This is a genomic window from Mycobacteriales bacterium (assembly GCA_040902655.1).
Classification (GTDB): domain Bacteria; phylum Actinomycetota; class Actinomycetes; order Mycobacteriales; family SCTD01; genus SCTD01.
This window is the reverse complement of record JBBDWV010000057.1, coordinates 33,114-55,069: the sequence shown is the minus strand read 5'-3', so window position 1 is coordinate 55,069 and position 21,956 is coordinate 33,114. Positions and strand designations below refer to the sequence as shown.

The 21,956-nt window shown below is 73.9% G+C and carries 25 protein-coding genes; 13 read left to right on the top strand and 12 right to left on the bottom strand.

Annotation, left to right across the window (positions count from 1 at the left end; all coding sequences use genetic code 11):
* Positions 1-16 precede the first annotated feature (16 nt).
* Positions 17-1,015: a type I methionyl aminopeptidase gene (gene map / locus WD794_16590; protein ID MEX2291931.1), complete on the bottom strand. Its 999-nt coding sequence runs from the start codon at positions 1,013-1,015 to the stop codon at positions 17-19.
* A gap of 135 nt (positions 1,016-1,150) precedes the next feature.
* On the opposite strand from map, the gene WD794_16585 reads away from it, so the two are divergent.
* A complete protein-coding gene (locus WD794_16585; GenBank protein ID MEX2291930.1) occupies positions 1,151-1,993 on the top strand; it encodes an EAL domain-containing protein in 843 nt (280 codons plus the stop codon).
* Between the two features lie 42 nt (positions 1,994-2,035).
* On the opposite strand, the gene WD794_16580 is transcribed toward WD794_16585, so the two are convergent.
* The gene (locus tag WD794_16580; protein ID MEX2291929.1) at positions 2,036-3,103 is read right to left on the bottom strand and encodes a polyprenyl synthetase family protein; all 1,068 of its coding nucleotides are present in this window, start codon (positions 3,101-3,103) and stop codon (positions 2,036-2,038) included.
* 57 nt (positions 3,104-3,160) lie between these two features.
* Here WD794_16580 and metF point away from each other — a divergent pair, with 57 nt between their 5' ends.
* Complete coding sequence (gene metF / locus WD794_16575) at positions 3,161-4,045, top strand: methylenetetrahydrofolate reductase [NAD(P)H] (protein MEX2291928.1); 885 nt, start codon at positions 3,161-3,163, stop codon at positions 4,043-4,045.
* A 28-nt stretch (positions 4,046-4,073) separates the two neighbouring features.
* A complete protein-coding gene (locus WD794_16570) occupies positions 4,074-4,853 on the top strand; it encodes a CDP-alcohol phosphatidyltransferase family protein (GenBank protein MEX2291927.1) in 780 nt (259 codons plus the stop codon).
* Between the two features lie 17 nt (positions 4,854-4,870).
* On the opposite strand, the gene crtI is transcribed toward WD794_16570, so the two are convergent.
* From crtI to WD794_16530, 8 genes are all read right to left on the bottom strand, one after another.
* A complete protein-coding gene (gene crtI / locus WD794_16565; protein MEX2291926.1) occupies positions 4,871-6,361 on the bottom strand; it encodes a phytoene desaturase family protein in 1,491 nt (496 codons plus the stop codon).
* Positions 6,358-7,434, bottom strand: a complete 1,077-nt coding sequence (locus WD794_16560; GenBank protein ID MEX2291925.1) for a glycosyltransferase — start codon at positions 7,432-7,434, stop codon at positions 6,358-6,360. Before WD794_16560 ends, crtI begins: the two co-directional genes overlap by 4 nt.
* Positions 7,434-8,201, bottom strand: coding sequence for a carotenoid biosynthesis protein (locus WD794_16555; GenBank protein ID MEX2291924.1), 768 nt, complete (start codon positions 8,199-8,201; stop codon positions 7,434-7,436). Before WD794_16555 ends, WD794_16560 begins: the two co-directional genes overlap by 1 nt.
* A gap of 22 nt (positions 8,202-8,223) precedes the next feature.
* Entirely contained in the window at positions 8,224-8,670 is a 447-nt protein-coding gene (locus WD794_16550; protein MEX2291923.1) for a hypothetical protein, read from the bottom strand.
* Positions 8,663-10,255, bottom strand: coding sequence for an NAD(P)/FAD-dependent oxidoreductase (locus WD794_16545; protein MEX2291922.1), 1,593 nt, complete (start codon positions 10,253-10,255; stop codon positions 8,663-8,665). The genes WD794_16550 and WD794_16545 overlap by 8 nt, the downstream gene beginning before the upstream one ends.
* Positions 10,252-10,782, bottom strand: a complete 531-nt coding sequence (locus WD794_16540; GenBank protein ID MEX2291921.1) for a GNAT family N-acetyltransferase — start codon at positions 10,780-10,782, stop codon at positions 10,252-10,254. Before WD794_16540 ends, WD794_16545 begins: the two co-directional genes overlap by 4 nt.
* Positions 10,783-10,799: 17 nt before the next feature.
* A complete protein-coding gene (locus WD794_16535; protein ID MEX2291920.1) occupies positions 10,800-11,501 on the bottom strand; it encodes a monooxygenase in 702 nt (233 codons plus the stop codon).
* Positions 11,502-11,607: 106 nt separating this feature from the next.
* Complete coding sequence (locus WD794_16530; GenBank protein MEX2291919.1) at positions 11,608-11,763, bottom strand: hypothetical protein; 156 nt, start codon at positions 11,761-11,763, stop codon at positions 11,608-11,610.
* A gap of 69 nt (positions 11,764-11,832) precedes the next feature.
* Between WD794_16530 and WD794_16525 the strand changes: the two genes are divergently transcribed.
* On the top strand, positions 11,833-12,513 hold the full coding sequence (locus WD794_16525) for a phosphoadenylyl-sulfate reductase (protein ID MEX2291918.1): 681 nt from the start codon (positions 11,833-11,835) through the stop codon (positions 12,511-12,513).
* 102 nt (positions 12,514-12,615) lie between these two features.
* Here the strand turns inward: WD794_16525 and WD794_16520 are convergent, their stop codons facing one another.
* Positions 12,616-12,786, bottom strand: coding sequence for a hypothetical protein (locus WD794_16520; protein ID MEX2291917.1), 171 nt, complete (start codon positions 12,784-12,786; stop codon positions 12,616-12,618).
* A gap of 27 nt (positions 12,787-12,813) precedes the next feature.
* Complete coding sequence (locus WD794_16515; GenBank protein MEX2291916.1) at positions 12,814-14,448, bottom strand: nitrite/sulfite reductase; 1,635 nt, start codon at positions 14,446-14,448, stop codon at positions 12,814-12,816.
* A gap of 372 nt (positions 14,449-14,820) precedes the next feature.
* On the opposite strand from WD794_16515, the gene cysC reads away from it, so the two are divergent.
* From cysC to WD794_16470, 9 genes are all read left to right on the top strand, one after another.
* Positions 14,821-15,387, top strand: a complete 567-nt coding sequence (gene cysC, locus WD794_16510; protein ID MEX2291915.1) for an adenylyl-sulfate kinase — start codon at positions 14,821-14,823, stop codon at positions 15,385-15,387.
* Positions 15,384-16,292, top strand: coding sequence for a sulfate adenylyltransferase subunit CysD (cysD, locus tag WD794_16505; protein MEX2291914.1), 909 nt, complete (start codon positions 15,384-15,386; stop codon positions 16,290-16,292). The genes cysC and cysD overlap by 4 nt, the downstream gene beginning before the upstream one ends.
* Entirely contained in the window at positions 16,292-17,536 is a 1,245-nt protein-coding gene (locus WD794_16500; protein MEX2291913.1) for a GTP-binding protein, read from the top strand. The genes cysD and WD794_16500 overlap by 1 nt, the downstream gene beginning before the upstream one ends.
* The gene (locus tag WD794_16495; protein MEX2291912.1) at positions 17,536-18,369 is read left to right on the top strand and encodes an ABC transporter ATP-binding protein; all 834 of its coding nucleotides are present in this window, start codon (positions 17,536-17,538) and stop codon (positions 18,367-18,369) included. Before WD794_16500 ends, WD794_16495 begins: the two co-directional genes overlap by 1 nt.
* A gap of 2 nt (positions 18,370-18,371) precedes the next feature.
* A complete protein-coding gene (locus WD794_16490) occupies positions 18,372-19,217 on the top strand; it encodes an ABC transporter permease (protein ID MEX2291911.1) in 846 nt (281 codons plus the stop codon).
* A gap of 19 nt (positions 19,218-19,236) precedes the next feature.
* A complete protein-coding gene (locus WD794_16485; protein MEX2291910.1) occupies positions 19,237-20,094 on the top strand; it encodes an NAD(P)-dependent oxidoreductase in 858 nt (285 codons plus the stop codon).
* Positions 20,091-20,921, top strand: coding sequence for a sirohydrochlorin chelatase (locus WD794_16480; protein MEX2291909.1), 831 nt, complete (start codon positions 20,091-20,093; stop codon positions 20,919-20,921). Before WD794_16485 ends, WD794_16480 begins: the two co-directional genes overlap by 4 nt.
* 296 nt (positions 20,922-21,217) lie before the next feature.
* On the top strand, positions 21,218-21,532 hold the full coding sequence (locus tag WD794_16475; protein MEX2291908.1) for a DUF6504 family protein: 315 nt from the start codon (positions 21,218-21,220) through the stop codon (positions 21,530-21,532).
* Between the two features lie 12 nt (positions 21,533-21,544).
* The gene (locus WD794_16470) at positions 21,545-21,955 is read left to right on the top strand and encodes an SAV_6107 family HEPN domain-containing protein (GenBank protein MEX2291907.1); all 411 of its coding nucleotides are present in this window, start codon (positions 21,545-21,547) and stop codon (positions 21,953-21,955) included.
* Position 21,956: the final 1 nt, after the last annotated feature.

Below are 21,956 nucleotides of genomic sequence, written 5' to 3'. Positions count from 1 at the left end.
TAGGCGGGCGCCGGCGTCAGACGAGGGTCAGGATGTCCGCCCCGTCCCCGGTGACGACCAGAGTGTGCTCGAACTGCGCGGTCCGGGAGCGGTCGGCGGTGACGGCGGTCCACCCGTCGTCCCACATCTCGTGGTGCCAGTCGCCGATGGCGATCATCGGCTCGATGGTGAACGTCATCCCGGGCAGGATCTCGGTGCGTGCCGCCGGGTTGTCGTAGTGGAAGACCTGCGGGTCACTGTGGAAGCTGCGGCCGACGCCGTGTCCGACGAAGGCCCGCACCACGCCGTAGCCGTGGCTCTCCGCGTGCGTCTGGATCGCCCGGCCGATGTCGCGGATCCGGGCCCCCGGCCGCACGGCCGCGATGCCCAGGTCGAGGCACTCGCGGGTGACGTCCACCAGCCTGCGGGAGGCCTCGTCCACCTCACCGACCAGGAAGGTGGCGTTGGTGTCGCCGTGCACGCCGTCGAGGTAGATGGTCACGTCGCAGTTGACGATGTCGCCGTCGTTCAGGACGGTCGAGTCGGGGATCCCGTGGCAGATGACCTCGTTGACGCTGGTGCACAGCGACTTCGGGAAGCCGTTGTAGCCGAGTGGGGACGGGTAGCCGCCGCGCCGGACGCACTCCTCGTGAGCGATCGCATCCAGCTCGTCGGTCGTCACGCCCGGTGCGATGGCGGCCCCCACGATCTGCAGCACCTCGGCCGCGGCCCGTCCGGCGGCCCGCATCAGCTCGATCGTCTCCGCGTCCTTCGGCCGGCCGCTGTCGTGGTGCCTGGGCCGGCCGTGCTTGTCGAGGGCGTAGTCCGGCCGTGGGATGTGGGCGGGTACCTCGCGGCGCGGCGAGAGCGTGCCGGGGCGGACGAAGGAGGCGGCGCGGCGCTCGGCCTCCAGCCTGCGGGCCTGCTCGGCGGCCGCCCGGGCCGGGTCGAGATCGGCGATCCGGTGGCAGCGCTTGTAGCGCCGGCCGCTGCCGCACCAGCAGGGTTCGTTCGCGGCAAGGGCAGGTGTGTTCACCCCGGCAAGCCTAGAGGGCGCACCGGCACCCACGACATCCGGTGATCAATCTGCTACAACTCGTCACCATTGGCTGGTGCGGGAGTTGTTCCTGTGGCAGCTGCCCGGATTGTCCAGGTCACGAAGGAGGGGGCGGTGACGTCGACCGTCGACGCCGGCTCGGCTGCGCCGCCGGTCCCGGCTGAGCCGGCTGCGCCGCCGGTCCCGGCTGTGCCGGTTGGGTCGGGACAGCGCGCGCTGCGGGAGGTGCTCTCCGGCGCACAGCCGCTGCGGGTGCACCTGCAGCCGGTGGTGGAGCTGTCCACCGGCGCGATCTGGGGGGTCGAGGCGCTGGCCCGCTTCCCCGGCCATCCGCAGCCGGGGCCCGCGGAGTGGTTCGACGCGGCGCTGCGCGACGGGCGCGGCCCGGAGCTGGAGGCGCTCGCCCTGCAGGGAGCACTGGAGGTGCTGCCGCTCCTGCCGGCCGGGCTGCGGCTCACGGTCAACCTGTCCGCGCAGGCGCTGCTCACCCGCGGCGTCCAGCGGCAGCTGCACGCCGCAGCGGACCCGCGCCTGCTGATCGAGCTCACCGAGCACGAGTCCGTCGCGGACTATCCGGCCCTGCTCGACGTGCTGGGAACCTTGCGTGAGCGGGGGATCGGACTGGGCATCGACGACTTCGGTGCCGGCCACTCCAGCTGGCGGCACGTCCTGCACCTCGCGCCGGACGTCCTCAAGCTCGATCTGTCGCTCGTCCAGGGGGTCGAGCTGTCCCGGCAGCGGCAGTCGCTGGTCGCGGCGATGGTGGCGTACTGCCTCGGGACCGACACGGTGCTGGTCGCTGAGGGTGTCGAGGAGGCCGGTGACCTGGCCGAGCTGCTGCGGCTCGGTGTGGCGCACGCGCAGGGCTGGTTCCTCGCCCGGCCGGCCGAGCCCGCCGTCGTGCTGCCGGTCCTGGGCCGCGGGGACCTGCATCCCGCGGTGCTGGTGCTGCACTGAGCGATCGGCTGAGGCTCAAGACGCTTGCGTCCGAGCAACCGGTCAGAGCGAGCGGCAGGTGGCGGCGGCTGCCAGGCACCGGAGCACCCCGCGGGCCTGCTCGTCCATCGGAGCCGCCTGCAGGGCGGTGAGGGCCTGGTCGGTCCGCTGGTCGATGAGGGCCTCGACCCGGCTCAGCGCGCCGGTGTCCTCGATCACGGAGCGCAGCTGCGCCAGGCCCTCGTCGGACAGGTGCGGGTCGCCGAGATGCCGGCGGACGGCTGCGGTCTGCGCCGGGCCGGCGGCTTCGAGAGCCATCGCGACCAGCGCGGTGCGCTTGCCCTCGCGCAGGTCGTCCCCGGCCGGTTTCCCTGTCACTGTCGGGTCACCGAAGACGCCGAGCACGTCGTCGCGCAGCTGGAAGGCCTCGCCCAGCGGCAGCCCGTAGCCGGAGTACCCCTCGAGCAGCTCCCGGTCCGCGTTGGCCAGTGCCGCCCCCAGGTGCAGGGGCTTCTCGATCGTGTACTTGGCGCTCTTGTAGCGGGCCACCCTTAGCGCACGCTCGACCGATCCGCCGCCGCGGGCCTGCTCCAGCAGGTCGAGGTACTGCCCGCCCATCAGCTCGGTCCGCATCTCGTCGTAGACTTCGCGGCCGGCGACCAGGCGCTCCACCGGCAGGCCGCTGCTGCCGAGCATCTGGTCGGACCAGGACAGGCACAGGTCACCCAGCAGGATGGCCGCACCCGTGCCGAACATCTCCGGGTCACCGGCCCACCCCTCGCTGCGGTGCATGCTCGCGAAGCGCCGGTGGACCGCGGGCTTGCCGCGGCGGGTGTCGCTGCCGTCCATCACGTCGTCGTGGATCAGCGCGCAGGCCTGGAAGAGCTCCAACGCGGCCGCGGCCTCGACGATCGCGTCGGCGTCGGGGCCGCCCGCGCCGCGGTAACCCCAGTAGCAGAACGCCGGGCGCAGCCGCTTGCCGCCGGCCAGCAGCTCGGTGAGCGCGTCGGCCAGCGGGAGGAGCTCCGCGGAGATGTCGCCCAGCAGGGTGAGTCGGCGGGCGACGAAGCCGTTCAGCGCCTTCTGTACCCGCTGGCGCACATCGGCCCGGTCGAGCGGGTCAGTGCTCATGGCGCGCAGGCTACGGGCTGGCCGGGGATCCCGCGCGCCCGCCGCTAGCCTGACCGGATGGCCGACCGGACGATCAAGAGCATGCTCGACGCCGGGCGCCGGCTGTTCTCCTTCGAGTTCTTTCCCGCGAAGACCGACGAGGGCGAGCGCCAGCTGTGGCAGGCCATCCGACAGCTCGAACCGCTCCGGCCGGACTTCGTCTCCGTGACCTACGGCGCCGGAGGATCGACCCGCGAGCGTACGGTGGCGATGACCGAACGGATCGCGACGGACACGACGCTCACCCCGCTGGCGCACCTCACCGCCGTCAACCACTCGGTGGCGGAGCTGCGCCGGATCATCGGCCAGTTCGCCGCTGCCGGGGTACGCAACATGCTCGCGCTGCGCGGCGACCCTCCCGGCGATCCACAGGCCGAGTGGGTCCGGCACCACGAGGGACTGGAGTATGCCGACGAGCTGGTCCGCCTGGTGAAGGCGTCCGGCGACTTCTGCGTCGGCGTCGCCGCCTTCCCGGAGAAGCACCCGCGCTCGCCCGACCTGGACGTCGACACCGCGCGCTTCGTCGCGAAGTGCGGTGCGGGGGCCGACTTCGCCATCACCCAGATGTTCTTCCGGACCGAGGACTACCTGAGGCTCCGGGACCGGGTCGCCGCCACGGGCTGCGAGGTCCCGATCATCCCGGGCATCATGCCGGTCACCAACGTCGCGCAGATCGAGCGGATGGCGGCGCTGTCCGGTGCGGCCTTCCCGGCGGAGTTCGCCGCCCAGCTGCACGCGGTCCAGGACGATCCCGAGGCGGTCCGGCGGGTCGGTGTGGAGGCCGCGACGGCGATGTGCGACCGGCTGCTGGCCGAGGGCGTGCCCGGCCTGCACTTCATCACCCTCAACCGGTCCACCGCCACCCGCGAGATCTGGGCGCGGCTGGGCCTGCAGACGTCGTGAGGCTGCAGCTCGCGGGCGGGCGGGCGGCTTGACCGCCGCCGTCGTTCTGGCCGTCACCGGCCTGCTGCTCGTCGTGCTCGCGTGGGCGACGGCTCGCCGTCCCTTGCACGAGATCTCCGACAAAGAAGGCTATTTCGATCGCTGGGCGGTCCTGCACGGCGGCTACGACCCGCGTACCGGAAACCCGTGGTTGCGCGGCTGGCTGACGATGGTCTACACGGTCGCCCGGCCGCTGGCCCGGCGCGGCATCTCGCCCGACGTGCTGACGATCAGCTCCATCTGGCTGGCCGGCGCTGTGTTCCTCCCGCTGGAGCTGGGCGGCCGCTGGGCGATCCTCGCGGGCTGGGTGCTGGTCGTCAGTGGCCTGTTCGACACGCTCGACGGCTGTGTGGCCGCTCTCGAGAACCGCACCAGCCGGTGGGGCTACGTCCTGGACTCCGCTGTCGACCGGGTCAACGACGTCGTCTACCTCGTGGCGGTGGTCTCGGTCGGCGCGCCTCCCGGCCTCGCCGTCGCCTGCGGCTTCCTGTTCTTCTTCCTGGAGTACGTCCGCGCGCGGGCCGGCAACGCCGGCGGCGGCGACGTCGGGCGGATCACCGTCGCGGAGCGGCCGAGCCGGGTCATCGTCCTGGCCGCCTCCCTGCACTTCGGCGGCGTCTTCCTCGGATACCGCGAGCTGGTCGCGACGATCGGCATGGCGCTGATCGCGCTGTTGACGCTGGTGGGTGTCGGGCAGTTGTTGATCGCGGTGCGCCGTCAGCTGCTCGACCTGCCGGACGAGCCGGCCGTCCAGGTGCCGGAGGCGTGACCGGGCTGGCAGCGCGCTCACGCCGGGCCGATCAGCCCCGCCACGATCTGCGCCGACAGCGCCACCAGCGGGAGCCCGCCGCCGGGGTGGGAGGAGCCGCCGACAAGGAACAGCCCGGGGACGGGTGACCGGTTCGCCGGCCGGAGGAAGGCCGCGGTCGCGCCGTTGCTGGAGGTGCCGTAGATCGCCCCGCCGACCGAGCCGGTGCGGTCCTCGAGGTCGGCGGGGGAGAGCAGGTGTGACCAGCGGACCCGGTCGCGCACCGGCAGCCCGCGCTCGCCGAGCAGGTCGAGCAGCCGCTCGCGGTAGGTGGCGGCCAGGCCGGGTTCCCGCCAGTCCACGGCGCCGCGGCCGGTTCCGTGCCGCGGGGCGTTGACGAGCACGAACCACGCCTCGCAGCCCTCGGGTCGCAGCGCCGGGTCGTCCGGTGCGCTGATGTACAACGTCGGGTCCGGGACCGGCTGCGCCGGGCCGCCGAAGACGGCGTCGAACTCCGCGTCGTAGTCGGCCGGGAACAGCACGTTGTGGTGCGCCAGGCCCGGAGTGCGCCCCTCGACCGCCAGCAGGAGCACGAAGCCGGACAACGACGGCGTCGCGCGGGCCAGCCGCCGGGCTGCCGCGGGGGCCTCGACCAGCGTGCCGTAGACGTGGGCGGCGTCGGCGTTCGCGACGACGACGTCGCCAGCCAGCCGCTCACCGTCTGCCAGCCGCACACCGCACGCGCGGCCGCCCTCCACCTCGACCCGAACCACCTGGCTCCCCAACCGCAGCCGTGCGCCGCGCTCCACCGCGCGCTCGGCCATCGCCTGCCCGAGCCGGTACAGCCCGCCGGGCACGTACCAGCCGCCGTACGCCTGCTCGACGTACGGGACCGCGGCCAGGGCGGCCGGAGCGCGTCGTGGATCGGACCCGGTGTAGGTGGCGTAGCGGTCCAGGAATGTCCGCAGCCGCGGGTCCCTGAGGTGGCGCCGCCCCAGCGAGCGCAGCGACCGCCCCGGCAGGATCGCGGCGAGGTCGCGTGGCTGCCGGACGGCCAGCCCGGCGAGGCTGCGCCGGCCGTCGAGCGCGGACTCCAGGAACGGTGTGCGGCTGGCCTCCCACACCCGCTGCGCGCGTGCGGTGAAGCCGCGCCAGTCCTCGCCGCTGCCCGGCAGGAGCGCGGTGTCGAGCCGGTCGCAGAACTCCTCGAGGTCGGAGGTGGCGTCCAGCAGCGTGCCGTCGGCGAAGCGGTAGCGCGCCACCGGGTCGAGCGGCTCGAGCGACAGGCCGTCCGGCCACCCGCCGGTCTGCTCGAACAGGTCGCGGAAGACCTGCGGCAAGGTCACCAGCGACGGCCCGGTGTCGAAGCGGAAGTCGCCGAGCCCGGGCACCGCATGCTCGACCAGGCCGAGCTTGCCGCCGACGCTCTGCGCCGTCTCGCACACCGTGACGTCGTGGCCGAGCGCGGCCAGCCGGGCGGCGGCGGCCAGCCCGCCGACACCGGCTCCGATGACCAGGACCCGGCTCACGGTCCGGCACCCACCGGGCGGCCCTTCCAGATCAGCGCGCCACGCCGGCGCTGCACCCGGGACCGCAGCGCCAGCAGGCAGAAGGCGGTCACCGACAGGGGGTGCGCGAGGGCGTGCGGCAGCGCCGGCCCGCCGGTCCGGCGGGCGGTGACGACCCGCCCGGCCACCCCGGCGGCGTAGCCCACGGCGCCCGCTCGCGAGCCGCGCAGCGCCGCCACCGGCGGCAGCACGTAGAGCAGCGACATCAGCAGCAGGGACGCGGGCGGCAGCGTCCACAGCGACTTGGCGTAGCCGTCCATGAGCTGGCCCCAGGTGTCGTACATCCGGGTGGTCGCCAGAGCGGTCCCGTCGCAGACGCCGCCGCGCCCGCCGGCCCGCTTGAGGGCGCGGAGCAGCTCGACGTCCTCGACCACCGCCGACCGCACGGCGCCGTGCCCGCCGGCGCGGTCGTAGGTCGAGCGCCGTACGGCGAGCAGCTGGCCGTTGGCCGCCGACAGCGACGGGCGGGGCGAGCGCTCGGCCAGCCGCAGCGGCAGGAACGTCAGCCAGGACCACTGCAGCAGCGGCTGCACCAGGCCGGTGGCGCCGGGCGCCTCCTGCCGCGGGTAGGGGCTGAGCAGGTCCAGGCCCGTCTCCTCGAGCAGCGCGACGGTCGCGGCGACGGCGTGCGGTGCGAGCACCACGTCGGCGTCCACGAACACCAACACGCTGCTGCTCGCCGCCGCCGCGTCGGCCAGCTGCTGGCAGGCATGCGGCTTGCCGAGCCAGCCGTGGGGCATCGGCCGTCCGGTCAGCAGCCGCACCCGCGGGTCGCCCTCGGCCACTCGCCGGACCACGCAGGCGGTGCCGTCGGTGGAGCCGTCGTCGAGGACCACCACCTCGAGGTCCACACCCCGCTGCGCGAGCAGCGCCCGCAGGCACGGCTCGAGCCGGCCGGCTTCGTCGCGTACCGGCAGCAGCACCGAGACCCGCGTCGCCGTGGCGGTCGCCGCCGGCACCCGCAGCAGCGCCGCGTTCACCGCGGCGTGCACCGCGAGCAGCGCGGCGCCGCACGAGGCCAGCCGGACGAGCATCATCCGCGCCGCAGCGACAGCGCGTACGGCACCGCGACGATGCCCATGCCGACGCCGCCGAGCAGGGCCACGGCGGGACGGCCGAAGAAGACGGCGTTCGCCAGCACCGACGAGCCGTAGGTCCACAGGAACAGCGCGGCCGGCACCCGGTCGTCGGCGTCGCGCCGGGGCAGCAGCTGCAGTACCGCGAGCATCAGCAGAGCCACGAGCAGCCAGCCGAGGTAGTTGCTGACGGGGATGTCGGGCGACCCCGGTAGGGCCACCTGCACGTTCGACCACGACCAGTGCCCGGCCTGGACCATCTGCGGGTCGAGGAACAGGTCCCAGGACGCCAGCGCCCAGGCCCCGACGACCGCAGCGCCCAGCCGGGTGGAGGCCAGCCGCCGGCCGACGAGCAGGCACGGGTAGGCCATCATGGCCCAGGCCAGCGGGATGACCAGCGGCACCGAGAACAGCTTCCAGCCCAGCGATCCGGCGTAGTCGTACTGCCCGAAGGGGAAGCCGGTCGAGGTGCCGACCGACTCGGCGAGCAGCCCGGTGCCGACGGTGACCGCGACGTAGCCGCCGGTCCAGCGGGCACCGCGGTGGACCAGCGCATGGGACAGCGAGGCCAGGAAGAAGACCACCACCGTGACCACGGTCAGGACGTCGCGCGGCCGCCCGGCCAGGAGCGGGTAGCCGATCTGCAGCAGCACGGTGGCCGCTGCCAGGAGGACCGGGAGCCGGCGCGGCCAGGTCGCCACCGATGCGTCCGCGGGGGCAGTCACGCGGGCGAGCCTAGGCCTGCGGTCAGGCTGGCCGCAGGATCGAGCGGAGCCGCCGGACGGCGTCGGCCAGCGCCGGGCGCGCCGCCGCACCGTGGGTGGCGAACCAGTCCGGCGCGTCCTCGACCAGGTCGTCGTAGGCCTCCCCGAGATCCTCGCTGCCGAGCGCAGTTCCGACCAGCGGGTCGTCGTAGAGCAGCTGCCACAGCTCGCACACCTCGGCCGTCGACGGCTGCCGGGTGCCGGAGGTCAGCCAGCCGCCGAGGTCGAGGTCGATCTCGTCGGGCAGGTCGTCCTGCAAGGACAATCGGTGCTGCTCGGCGTGCTGCTCGAGCGCCGCGCGGCTGGCGAAGACCGGCACGTGCCGGCCGTCGCGCAGCAGCACGTCGGTCTCGGCCTCGTCGTCGACCACCCAGCCGACGTGCCAGCGGGTCTGGCCGTCGACGAGCAGCACCTCGTACAGATCAGGCACGGCGCAGCCTCTTTCCGACTCGGGACAGTGGGGACGGTCGGCGGTCGGCCAGCGCGACGCCGGCGGCCGACCGCCCGCTGGCACCGAACACGCCGCCACCGGGATGGGTCGACGCGCCGCACAGGTAGAGCCCGTCCACGCCGGGCATCCGGTAGCCGGCCAGCTCGGGCATCGGCCGCCACATGAACATCTGGTCCAGGCCCATCTCGACGTGCATGACCTGGCCGTTGCGCAGACCGAGCTCGCGCTCGAGGTCCAGCGGAGTCTGTACGTGCATGTGCTCGACGCTGCCGGCGAAGCCGGGCGCCACCCGGTCCACGGCCTCGACCAGCTTGCTGCCCTCGCGTTCGCGGATCGCGTCCCAGGTCTCGCCGTTGGAGAGGGCGTACGGGTGCCACTGGCCCCACACGGTCACGTTGTGCTTGCCGGCCGGGGCGATCGTGTCGTCGAACGCGCTGAACGTCATGGCCAGCGCGGCCGGGTGCTCCGGCGGCAGGCCGGCGTTGTACTCGCCGTGCGCCTTGCGCAGGAACTGCCGGCTCGGCGCGATCAGCTGCATCGCACGGTGCGTCTGGTCGGTGCCGGCGGCGTACTGCGGCAGGGCGGAGGTCGCCAGCCGCACCACCATCCCGATCCCGTTGCCGGTGCGGATGCTCCTGCGCGCCCGGGCGGCGAGCGCCGCCGGAAGGCCGTCGCCGAGCAGGTCGACCGTGGCGAGGATGTGGCAGCCCGCCACGACGAGGGTCGCGGCCAGGTGTTCGCCCGACTCGGTCAGCACGCCGGTCACCTGCCCCCCGCCGGAGGTGATCGCCGCCGCACCGTCGCCCAGCCGGACCCGTCCGCCGTAGGACTCCAGCCGGGTCTGCAGCGCCTCCGACAGCATCCCGCTGCCGCCCCTGGGGTGCCCCGGCGGCAGCAGGTGCATCACGGTGTTCCAGCCGACCAGGTCCGCGGTGGCCACCTCGTGCGTCGGCGGACCCGACTGCGCCCCCATCCAGGCCAGCGCGGTCTTGAGCCGCTCGTCGCTGAAGTGCTCGTCGAGCAGCGAGTCCGCGCTGGTGAGGAACTGCCGGGACAGCTCGCTGCCGCCCAGAGCGGTGGACCTGCCGACGCCCCACAGGGTGCGGCCGAGGTGGGCCGTCGTCGGCGCGCCCTGGAAGGCCTGGAAGACCCGGAGGTTGCGGGCCGACCAGTCCAGCACGAAGGCGCGGTAGGCGTCGGCGTCGCGCGGGCCGCAGACGCTCTCGATCGACGCACAGGTGCGGTCCAGGTCGACGAAGAAGTGGAGGCCCTCGGCCGTCCCGTCCGACACGAACGGCGCGAACCCCCACGGGTCGAGGTCCTGGTACTCGAGGCCGGCACCCACCAGGTCCAGGTCCTCCACGATCCCGGTGTGCCGGATCATGATGTGCGCGCTCGAGCCGCGGTCCATCCGGTAGCCGGGGAAGCGCTCGACGGTGCTCACGGCGCCGCCGACGACGGTGTCCCGCTCGACCACCTCGACGTCCAGACCGGCCCGGGCCAGGTAGCAGGCGGCGACCAGGCCGTTGTGCCCGGCGCCGACGACGACCGCCCGCCTGCTCACCGCTGCGACAGTAGGGGCAGCCCCAGGACCGCGAACAGGCGCGGGTCGCCCGGGAAGCGCAGCCCCGTCGTCAGGTCGACCCAGCCGCCGGCCCGGTAGAACCGGCGCGCCCGGGTCTCGCCGTCCGGCGTGGTCAGGACGGCGGTGCGGGCCGGGACCTCCTGCAGCAGGGTGTCGAGCAGGCCGCGGCCCAGCCCGGTGCCCTGCAGACCGGGGCGTACGTGCAACTCGCAGACCTCGAAGGCCCCCTCGAGCCACTCGCGCGACTGCGCCGCGGTGAGCGCGGCGTGCACCTGGTCGTGCCACCACTGCCCGGCGGCGCCGCGGTAGCCGTAGGCCACCCCGACCATCCGGTCGCCCTCGACCGCCACGACCACCCGCAGACCGTCGCGGTCCAGGTGGCTCGCCACGATCGACCGCCGGGAACGGGCCTCCTCCGGGGTGACCTGCATGGCCTCGGCGTAGACGTCGAGCACCTCGTCCGTACGCGCGCGGAACTGCGCCACCGGCAGCGCCAGCAGGCGCACGCTCCTGTCAGCGGTCCTCATGTCAGCGGGTCGCGGCCGTCGAGCGTGCCGCGGCCGCCGACCACGGCGAAGCGGGCGAACAGCTCCTCGGCGTACCACCGCTCAGGGTCGGTGCGGGCGACGACGGCGGCGTGCGCCGCCCCCTGGGCGAAGTCGCGCAGTGCCTGCGCCGACTCCCACAGGCTGAAGGTCCCCTGCAGGCCGACCGGCGCCTCGCCGATGCCGACCGCCGCGCGCAGCCCGGGCCGGTGGCGCAGGTCGGCGGACACCGGCGGCACGGCCCGCCAGAAGCCGGCCGCGGCGGCTGGGCGCAGCCGGGCGCGGGTCAACGCCGCGACCGGCCCGGTGACCCGTACCGGCACCGGGTCGCCGAACGGCGCGCGTCCGCTCCAGCGGCCGCGGGCGGCGACCGGCCGCAGGTCGACGCGCAAGGACTCGACCGCGTCGTGCTCCCACGACCGCACGACCGGGGACTGCTCGAAGCCGGCGGCGGCGCACTCGTCGGCCCACGTCACGAGCAGCCCCCAGCGCAGCGGGTCGGCATCGCGAAGGGTGAAGGTGCGGCCGTCGCCGGTGCCGAGCAGCTTGGCGAAGAGCACGCCGGGAGTACGCCGCACCCGGCCGCGGTCGCGCCCCATCCGCAGCAGCGCGCGAGGCACGCCGCGCGGCGGCACCCGCCACAGGTGCAGCGTGACGAGCGCGGGGACCGGCTCGCTCACCCGGCCACCCGCGGCGAGGACCTCGGCAGCGGGTGCACGCCGGGAAGCGTGCCATGCCTCGGGGTGTCGGGGCCTCGGGGTGTCGGGGCCTCGGGGTGTCGGGGCCTCAGGGTGTCGGGCTCTGCTCCGCCTTGTCGGCGTCGTCGCCCGGCACCTCGTCGATCTGGTTGTCGGTGTTGCTGTCGCCGGTCTGGTCGCTGCTGCACGCACCGGTGAACAGCAGGCCGAGCGCGAGCAGGAGGGCGGAGAGGGTACGCGTCATGCCTCAGGCTGTTCCCGCCGGAAGAGCGGGCTGCACCCCTGTGTTGGCACCGGTGTGGACAATGTTGTCGTGGAGCTGCAGTCGGTTGCCGAGCAGGCGGGCCGTGACCTCGAGGGGGCGCCCGCGCAGGAGGTCCTCCGCTGGGCCGTCGACACCTTCGGTGACCGCTTCGTCATCGCCTCCTCCATGGGCGACGGGCTGCTCGCGCACCTGGCCTCGTCGGTGGCCTCCGGCGTCGACGTGCTCTTCCTCGACACCGGCTACCACTTCGCCGAGACGATCGGCACCCGCGACGCGGTCGCGCAGGTCTACGACGTCAACGTCCGCACCGTCCTGCCGCTGCTGAGCGTCGCGCAGCAGGACGCGCAGCACGGCAGCAAGCTGTACGAGCGCGACCCCGACGCCTGCTGTGCGCTGCGCAAGGTGGAGCCGCTGGCCCGTGGCCTGGAGCCGTACACCGCCTGGGCTTCCGGCGTCCGCCGCGACGAGGCCACCACCCGCCGCGAGATCGGCGTGGTCGAGTGGGACGCCAAACGGGAGATGGTGAAGGTCAACCCGATCGCGGCGTGGACGCAGGCTGACGTCGACGCCTACGTCGAGGCCAACGGCGTGCTGGTCAACCCGCTTGCCTACGACGGTTACCCGTCCATCGGCTGCGCGCCGTGCACCCGCCGCGTCGCGCCGGGGGAGGACCCCCGCAGCGGCCGCTGGGCCGGCACCGCCAAGACCGAGTGCGGCCTGCACGTCTGATCCCACGCCTGCTCCGCCTTGCGTCCTGCTGCCTGCGCGGCGCCCTGCTCCGCTGAGCATGACGCAAGGGTTCAGGCTCGGGCTGAGCAGGACGCAGGAGAGCTAACCCGGGCCGGTCAGGCCCTTGTAGCGGACCGCGAACACCCGCAGGCAGGACGCGCAGCGCCAGTCCGTACGGCCGGAGTCGGGGTCGTCGCCGAACGGCCGGATGTCCTCCTCGCCGCAGTACGGGCAGTACATCGGCGCGGCCCGCTCGCCTCCGGGCGAGGTCATGTCAGCCGCGTCGTCATGTCCGCACCGTCATTTCAGCAGCGCCTCGTCGGCCCGGCGGGCCCAGGTGGCGAAGCGCTCGCCGTCGAGCCGGTGGTCGAGGTAGCTGCGCAGCAGTCGCTCGACGTAGTCGACCGCGCCGTCACCGGTGACCTTGAGACCGCGGGACTTGCGGCCGAAGCCGGCGTCCTCGCCGAGCCGCCCGCCGAGGTGGACCTGGAAGCCCTCCTCGCCGTCGACGATCGAGCCCTTCAGGCCGATGTCGCCGGTCTGGAACCGCGCGCAGGAATTCGGGCAGCCGTTGACGTTGATGGTCAGCGGCTCGTCGAAGTCGGGCAGCCGCTGCTCCAGCTCGGTGTAGATGTCGACCGCCCGCACCTTGGTCTCGACGATGGCCAGCTTGCAGAACTCGAGGCCGGTGCAGGCCATCGTGCCGCGGCGGAACACGGAGGGGCGCACCCGCAGGTCCTCGGCCTCCAGCGCGTCGACCAGCGTCTCGACGGCCTCCGGGCGGACGTCGAGGACGACCAGCCCCTGCTGCGCGGTGGTGCTGATCCGGGCGCCGCCGTGCTGCTCGGCGAGCTCCGCGACGCGCTGCAGCTGGAGACCGCTGGTGCGGCCCGCGCGCGGCACGGTCCCGACGTAGGGCAGCCCGTTGGTCTGCGCGTGCACCCCGACGTGGTCGCGGTCCGGGGTGGGCGGTGCGGCCGGCGCCGGTCCGTCCGGCAGGGGGGCGGTCAGGTACTCCTTCTCCAGCACCTCGCGGAAACGCTCCGGACCCCAGTCGGCCATCAGGAACTTCAGCCGGGCGTGCATGCGCGAGCGGCGGTAGCCGTAGTCGCGGAAGACGGAGGTGACGCCGGCCCACACCTCCTCGACCCGGTCCGGCTCGACGAAGGTGCCCAACCGGAGCCCGAGCTTGGGGTTGGTCGACAGCCCGCCGCCGACCCACAGGTCGTAGCCGGGACCGAGCTCGGGGTGCTGCACGCCGACGAAGGCGACGTCGTTGATCTCGTGGTTGGTGCAGTGTGTCGCGCAGCCGCTGATCGAGGTCTTGAACTTGCGCGGCAGGTTGCTGAACGCCGGATCGCCCACGAACCGCGCCGCGACCGCCTGCAGCACACCGCTGGCATCGATCACCTCGTCGGCGGCCACCCCCGCGAGCGGGCAGCCGAGGATGACGCGGGGCGTGTCGCCGCAGGCCTCCGTGGTGCCGAGGCCGACGGCCTCCAGGCGCTCCCAGATGACCGGCACGTCCTCGATCCGGATCCAGTGCAGCTGCACGTTCTGCCGGTCGGTGATGTCGGCGACGTCCCGGCCGTACTCCGTCGAGATCCGCCCGATCTCGCGCAGCTGCTCGCTGGTGAGCTGCCCCCCGTCGATGCGCACCCGCAGCATGAAGAAGGGAGCCTCCAGCTCCTCCGGCTCCAGCACGGCCGTCTTGCCGCCCGGGATGCCGTCGGCCCGCTGGGTGTAGAGGCCGTACCAGCGCAGCCGGCCGCGCAGGTCGGCGCCGTCGATCGAGTCGAAACCGCCCTTGGCGTAGCTGTCCAGCACCCGCTGTTTGACCGTCAGCGGGTTGCTGTCCTTCTTGGACTGCTCGTTGGCGTTGAGCGGCTCGCGGTAGCCGAGCGCCCACTGGCCCTGACCGCGCTTGGCAGGCATGAGGAACTCCTGGGGGTCTTCGTACGGGGATGCGCCGGCGCGCTGGGGAGGCGGGACTAGGCCCGGGAACAGATGGCGCTGCTGGTGCGCTGCAGATCCACATGCAGCCGCGACGTCAGGAGGGCACCCATGTCTTCCAGGGTGACACAGCCGCCCGCGGCGGCGTGTGCGACCCTGGAGCCATGACCGGCTCGTTCCTCGTCGCGCGGCTGCATGTCGATCTGCAGCGCGTCTCGAGCGCGGTGTGTTCCCCGCCCCACTCGGGCGAGTAGACCCCGCGCCACCGCGCGCCTCTTCCGCCCGACCGGGACGTCCCGCGTCGGGCGTCCTGCTGTCCGGATGTGCACCGTCCCTGCCAGGAGGAACCGCCAGATGACCGCCCTCGACGAGCGGGCCCGTACGGCGACCGGCGCCACCGTGTGGTTGACCGGCCTGCCGAGCGCCGGCAAGACCACGCTGGCCAGCGCACTGGCTGCCCGGCTGCGGGACGCCGGCGTCGACCGCGTCGAGCTGCTCGACGGTGACGAGGTGCGCGAGTTCCTCTCCAAGGGACTGGGTTTCAGCCGGGAGGACCGCGACACCAACGTGCTGCGCATCGGCTGGGTGGCCGCCACGCTCGCCAAGCACGGGGTGCTGGTGCTGGCCAGCGTCATCAGTCCGTTCGCCCAGACCCGGGACGCCGTCCGCGGTCTGCACGACGGCAAGGGCGCGGGCTTCCTCGAGGTGCACGTTGCCACGCCCGTCGAGGTCTGCAGCGAACGCGACGTCAAGGGCCTGTACGCCAGGCAGCGCGCGGGCGAGCTGTCCGGCCTGACCGGGGTCGACGCGCCGTACGAAGTTCCGACCGCACCCGCTGCCCGCATCCCCACGCACGAGCAGACGCTCGAGCAGTCGGTGGACCAGCTCGTGGCGCTGTTGAAGGCGAAGGGGTTGGCATGACGACGGTGGCGACCGGATTGTCGCAGCTCGACCTGCTCGAGGCGGAGAGCATCCACGTGATGCGCGAGGTCGCGGCGGAGTTCGAGCGGCCGGCGCTGCTGTTCAGTGGGGGCAAGGACTCGATCGTGATGCTGCACCTGGCCAGCAAGGCGTTCTGGCCGGCCCGCATCCCGTTCCCGCTGGTGCACGTGGACACCGGCCACAACTTCGACGAGGTGCTCGCCTTCCGCGACCGGCGGGTCGCCGAGCTCGGCGCCCGGCTGGTCGTCGCCCGGGTGCAGGACGACATCGACGCCGGCCGGGTCCGCGAGGTGCCGGGCGGGCTGCGCAACCCGCTGCAGACGACGACCCTGCTGCGCGCCATCGAGGAGGGTCGGTACGACGCCGTCTTCGGGGGCGCGCGCCGCGACGAGGAGAAGGCCCGGGCCAAGGAGCGTTTCTTCTCCTTCCGCGACGCCTTCGGCCAGTGGGACCCCAAGAACCAGCGCCCCGAGCTGTGGAACCTCTACAACGGCCGGCACGCGCGCGGGGAGCACATCCGGGTCTTCCCGTTGTCGAACTGGACCGAGCTCGACGTCTGGCGCTACATCGCCCGCGAGGGCATCGAGGTGCCGGCGATCTACTTCGCGCACGAGCGCGAGGTGTTCGAGCGCGACGGGATGCTGCTGGGCGTCACGCCGCACTCGCTGCCGCGCGAGGGCGAGACCGTGAGCACCCGGGTGGTGCGCTACCGCACCGTGGGCGACGCCTCCTGCACCGGTGCGGTGTCCTCCCCGGCCCGCACGCCGGCGGAGGTCGTCGAGGAGGTGGCCGTCACCCGGCTCACCGAGCGCGGCGCCACCCGGGCGGACGACCGCGCGTCGGAGGCCGCCATGGAGGACCGCAAGAAGGAGGGCTACTTCTAGTGGTGGATCTCCTGCGCTTCGCCACCGCCGGCTCGGTGGACGACGGCAAGTCGACGCTGATCGGCCGGCTGCTCTACGACAGCAAGTCGGTCTTCCAGGACCAGCTGGAGTCGGTCGAGCGCACCAGCGCCGACCGCGGCGACGACTACACCAACCTCGCGCTGCTCACCGACGGCCTGCGTGCCGAGCGTGAGCAGGGCATCACGATCGACGTCGCCTACCGCTACTTCTCCACGCCGGTGCGGTCCTTCATCGTGGCCGACACCCCCGGCCACGTGCAGTACACCCGGAACATGGTCACCGGCGCCTCCACCGCCGACCTCGCGTTGGTGCTCGTCGACGCACGCAAGGGCGTGATCGAGCAGACCCGGCGGCACGCCGCGCTGTCCGGCCTGCTGCGGGTGCCGCACGTCGTCCTCGCGGTCAACAAGATGGACCTCGTCGGTTTCGACCAGTCGGTCTTCGACGCCATCGTCAAGGACTTCGCCGACCTGGCCGACGAGGTCGGGCTCACCGACGTCACCGCCATCCCGATGGCCGCGCTGCCCGGCGACAACGTCGTGCACCGCAGCGCGGCGATGCCCTGGTACGACGGCCCGGCGCTGCTGGAGCACCTCGAGCAGGTGCATGTCGAGCGGGACCACGGCGAGACCCGCCCGGCCCGTTTCCCGGTGCAGTACGTGATCCGCCCGATGTCGACCGAACGGCCCGACTACCGCGGCTACGCCGGCACCGTCGCCAGCGGCACGCTGCGGGTCGGCGACCACGTCCTGGTCCTGCCGTCCGGCCGCCGCACCACCGTCGCCGGGATCGACACGGCCGACGGCGAGTTGCAGCAGGCGGTCGCGAGGCAGGCCGTGACGGTGCGGCTGGCGCACGAGCTGGACGTCAGCCGCGGCGACCTGCTGGCGGCGGCCGACGCACCGCCGCAGACCCTCTCGGTGCTCGAGGCGACGGTCTGCTGGATGGCCGACACCCCGCTGCGTCCGGGCGCCCCGGTCCTGGTCAAGCACACGACGCGCACCGTCAAGGCCAGCGTCAGCGCGCTACACGACCGGCTCGACGTCACCACCCTCGCGCGCGGCCCGGTCGACGAGCTCGGCCTGAACGACATCGGCCGGGTGTCGCTGCGGACCGCCTCGCCGCTGGCCGTCGACCCGTACGCCGAGGACCGCACCACCGGGGCGTTCCTCATCGTCGACGCCGTGACGGGCACCACCCTCGGCGCCGGAATGATCGACTGATGGCCGTGCGGCAGCGCGCCGGCCGGCGCGGGAAGGTCGTCCACATGCACCCTTCGGGAGCGGCGCTGCACGTCGATGACGTCTCACGGTCGTACGCGGGCAGGCGCGGCTCGACGCTGGCGCTCGACCGCTTCAGCCTCGACGTCGCCGACGGCGAGCTGGTCAGCGTCGTCGGGCCTTCCGGCTGCGGCAAGTCGACGCTGCTGGACCTGCTCGCCGGGCACCAGCTGCCCGACGCCGGGCACGTCTACGCGCACGGCGCGGAGGTCACCGGTCCGAGCAGCCGCCGGATGGTGATCTTCCAGGAGCACGCGCTGTTCCCCTGGATGACCGCGCGCGGCAACGTCGAGTTCGGCCTGCAGCTGGCCGGGGTGGGCAAGGCCGAGCGGCGGGAGCGCGCCGAGCTGTGGCTGCACCGCGTGCACCTGGAGCAGTTCGCGGACAGCCTCGTGCACGAGCTGTCGGGCGGCATGCGGCAGCGCGTCGCGATCGCCCGCGGCTTCGCGCTCGAGCCCGAGGTGCTGCTCATGGACGAGCCGTTCTCGGCGCTGGACGCGCAGACCCGCGACCTGCTGCACGGCGAGCTGCAGCAGCTCTGGACCGCGACCGGCACGACCATCGTGTTCATCACGCACAACGTGCGCGAGGCGGTGCTGCTCGGGGACCGGGTGGTGTCCATGTCCGCCCACCCCGGCCGGATCCGGCGGATCGTCGAGGTCGACCTCCCACGACCGCGTCACATGGAGGATCCGGGGCTGATCGACATCGCCCGTGAGCTGATGAGCGACCTGCGCGACGAGGTGCCGACCCGACGCGCCGCCGAAGGGGCTTGAGCATGGTCGCACCCTCGCGGCCGGGACCGGGCGCCGTCCTCAGCCACGACGAGCCGGTCGACCTCAGCGCGCCGGCCGGCGGATCGGGCCTGACCGCCCGGGTCCTGCCACCGGTCGGGTTCGCCGCCCTGGTGGCCGGGCTGTGGAGCCTGGCTGCGGCCTCTCGGCCGGACAGTGTGCTGCCCTCGCCGTGGACCGTGCTCGTCGAGACCTGGCGGCTGCTGCTGGACGGCGGCTTCGCGTCGATCATCGGCCGGACGGCGAGCACGATGGCGGTCGGCTTCGGCGTGAGTGCGCTCGTGGGGGTCGCCCTGGGGCTGGGTCTCGCGCGGCGACGGCTCGCCGACCGCGCGGTGTCGCCGTACCTCATCGGGCTGCAGTCGTTGCCGTCGGCGGTGTGGATCCCGGTGGCAGTGATCTTCCTCGGCGCGTCCTCCGACGCGGTCCTGGCGGTGACCATCCTCGGGGCGCTGCCGTCCATCGCGATCGGCACGCGGGACGCCGTGCACAGCATCCCGCCGATCCTGCTCCGGGCAGCCCGGACGCTGGGCGCCGACGGCCGGATCCTGCTGCTGCGCGTGGTGGTGCCGGCCGCGCTGCCCGGCATCGTCAGCGGTCTCGAGCACGGCTGGGCCTTCGCCTTCCGGTCGCTGGTGGCCGGCGAGCTCATCATCGGCGCGTCGGGTGCCGGGCTCGGCTTCTTCGTCGCGACCTCGCGCGACGAGGGGCGGGTGGACCACCTGCTCGCCGCGGTGCTGGTCATCATGCTGTTGGGCGTGGTCGTGGACCGCCTCGGCTTCGCCCGGCTCCAGCGGCGCCTGCGGGAGCAGCGCGGCCTCGGGGCGTGACGGCGAGGACGCTGCCCCCGTGAGCCGCTTCCCCCTGCACCTCGACCTGGCCGGCCGGCGGGTGCTCGTCGTCGGCGGGGGAGCGGTGGCTGCGCGTCGGGTGCGTGCCCTGGCCGGGGCGGACGTGCGGGTCGTCGCGCCCGAGCTGGCGGAGGGTTTTCCCGACGTTCCGGTCCGCCGTCGCGCCTTCGAGCCCGCCGACGTCGACGGGGCCTGGCTGGTGCTGGCCTGCACCGGCCGCGTCGACGACCTGGTCGCCGCCGCCTGCGAACAGCGTCGGGTGTGGTGCGTACGCGCGGACGACGCCGCCACCTCGCCGGCCTGGGTGCCGGCCGTCGCGCGCGTGGACGACGTGGTCGTGTCCGTGAGCGCCGGCGGCGACCCGCGCCGGGCGGCCGCGCTCCGGGACGCGCTCGCCTTGGCGCTGGACACCGGCTCGTTGCCGCTGCGCCGGTCCCGTCCGGGCGCCGGCTCTGTCGCGTTCGTCGGCGCCGGCCCGGGCGACCCCGACCTGCTCACCGTGCGGGCGCGGCGGCTGCTGGCCGGCGCCGACGTCGTGGTCCGGGACCGGCGGGCGCCACACGTCCCGCTGCCCGAGGAGGTCGAGGTCGTCGAGGTCGGCGGGCCGCCGGACGCGCAGCGCGATCTGGGTGCCCTGCTCGTCTCGCGCGCGCAGGACGGCAGGCGGGTCGTGCGGCTCAGGGTCGGGGACGGGCACGGACCGGCCGGTGGTCTGGACGAGGTCGCCGCCTGCGCCGAAGCGGGCGTCGCGGTCGAGGTCGTGCCCGGTGTCGGGGTGCCGGGTGCCGGGGCCGTGCCGGGTGCCGGCGGACCCGGGGCCGCCGGGGGGCCCGGGGCCGCCGGGGGGGCCGCATGACCGTGCTGCTCGGCGTCGCCCACGGCTCGCGGGATCCGGCGTCCCAGGCGGTCGTCGAGGAGCTGCTCGTCCGCGCGGCCGTCCTGCGACCGGGGCTGCGGACCGCCGCCGCCTACATCGACAACGCCTCGCCCTCGATCCGGACGGCGCTGTCGGACCTGGTCGCGGAGGGGGTGCGCGACATCGCGGTCGTGCCGCTGCTGCTCACCCCCGCCTCGCACAGCAAGACCGACGTGGCGGCTTCGGTGCAGGCAGGGCGGCTGGCGCATCCCGCGGTGCGGCTGCGCTACGGCCGGCCGCTGGGCCCGCATCCCGTCCTCGTCGACGTGCTGGTCCGCCGGCTGGCCGAGGCCGGCGCGCGGGACACCGACCCGGTGCTGCTCGTGGCCGGCGGGGCGCTGGACCCCGATGCCAACGCGCAGGTCGCCGCGACCGCCCGGCTGCTCTTCGAGGGGCGCAGCTGGCCGTCGGTGGACATCGCCTTCGCCTCGACCGCCCGCCCGACCGTGCCGGAGGCGCTCGAACGCCTTCGGACGCAGGGTTTCTCCCGTGCCTCGGTGGCCCGTTACTTCCTCGGACCGGGTTACCTGCCGCGGCTGGTCGAGCGGTCGGCGCAGTCGGTGGAGGGGATCGAGGTCGTGGTGTCCGCCCCACTCGGGGTCAGCGACGGGCTGACGTCGCTGCTGGTCGGCCGCTACGACGAGGTACTCACCGGCGATCTGCGGATGAACTGCGACGTCTGCCTCTACCGCGTCCCGCTGCCGGGGCGCGAGGCAGCGGTCGGTGCGGTCCAGCAGCCGCACAGCCACCCGGACGACCTCGCCTGAGGGTGCGGGCCGGTTCCTCGACCCCGGGTCGAGTTGACGGTCCTGTCGGAGGCGGTGTCTACTGTCCATGTTGTTCGAACGTCCGTTCGAGCGATCATGACGGCGGGTCTGCGGACCCGCCGCGGGCGGACTCCCGCTCGGCGGCGCAGAGACTCGACCCTCCGCACCGTCGGGCGGGACCGTCGGCCCGGGCCGAGCGTGGGGAAGCGCTTGGTCCGGGCCGGCTCGCCCGGTGCCGACTTCCCCCGGCGCCCGCGGACAGCGCCCGCTGCCCGCACGTCCTGGGAGGAGGAGCCGTGTCCCGCCTGCACGCCGACGTCGTCGAGGTCTCGCGCCGGGACGAGGAGCCGGTGCAGTTCCTGTGGCGCGGCCGGCTCTACGTCGTGCGCGAGGTGCTGGCCCGCTGGACCGAGTCCGGCGGCTGGTGGCGCAGCGCCGCCGTCCGGGGGCTGTCCGACGGGCACATCCCGGCGTCCGTCTCGATCGAGGACGGCGAGCAGGACTGGTTCCGGGTCGAGGCCGGCGCGGGTCGCGCAGCCGGCACCGGTGTCTACGACCTGTGCTTCGACTGGTCCACGGGCAGCTGGTCGCTCGCCCGGGTCCTGGACTGAGAGGACGCTTCGATGACTGCTCCTGCTGCGGGTCTGCCCGCCGGCACCCTGCTCGCGCTGTCCCGCCGAGGCCTGCTCGAGGCCTGCACCGCCGCCACCCCCGGCGAGCGCTATGCCGCCGCGCACCTGGCCGCGCTGCGCGCCGCCGCCGCGGTGCTGGCCTGCCGTGCCCGCCCGGCAGCCGGCCGGCGCGCCCGGCCGACCAGCGCCTGGGTGCTGCTCGCCGACGTCGCCCCCGAGCTGGCCGAGTGGGCTGCCTTCTTCGCCGCGGGCGCAGCCAAGCGGGCGGCCGCCGAAGCCGGGCTGCCCTCGGCGGCCACCGGTCGGGAGGCGGACGACCTGGTGCGCGATGCCGAGTTCTTCCTCGGCGTGGTCGAGGCGTCCCTCGGGTTGTCCGGCCAGCTGCTGCTCCGGTCCGGCTGAC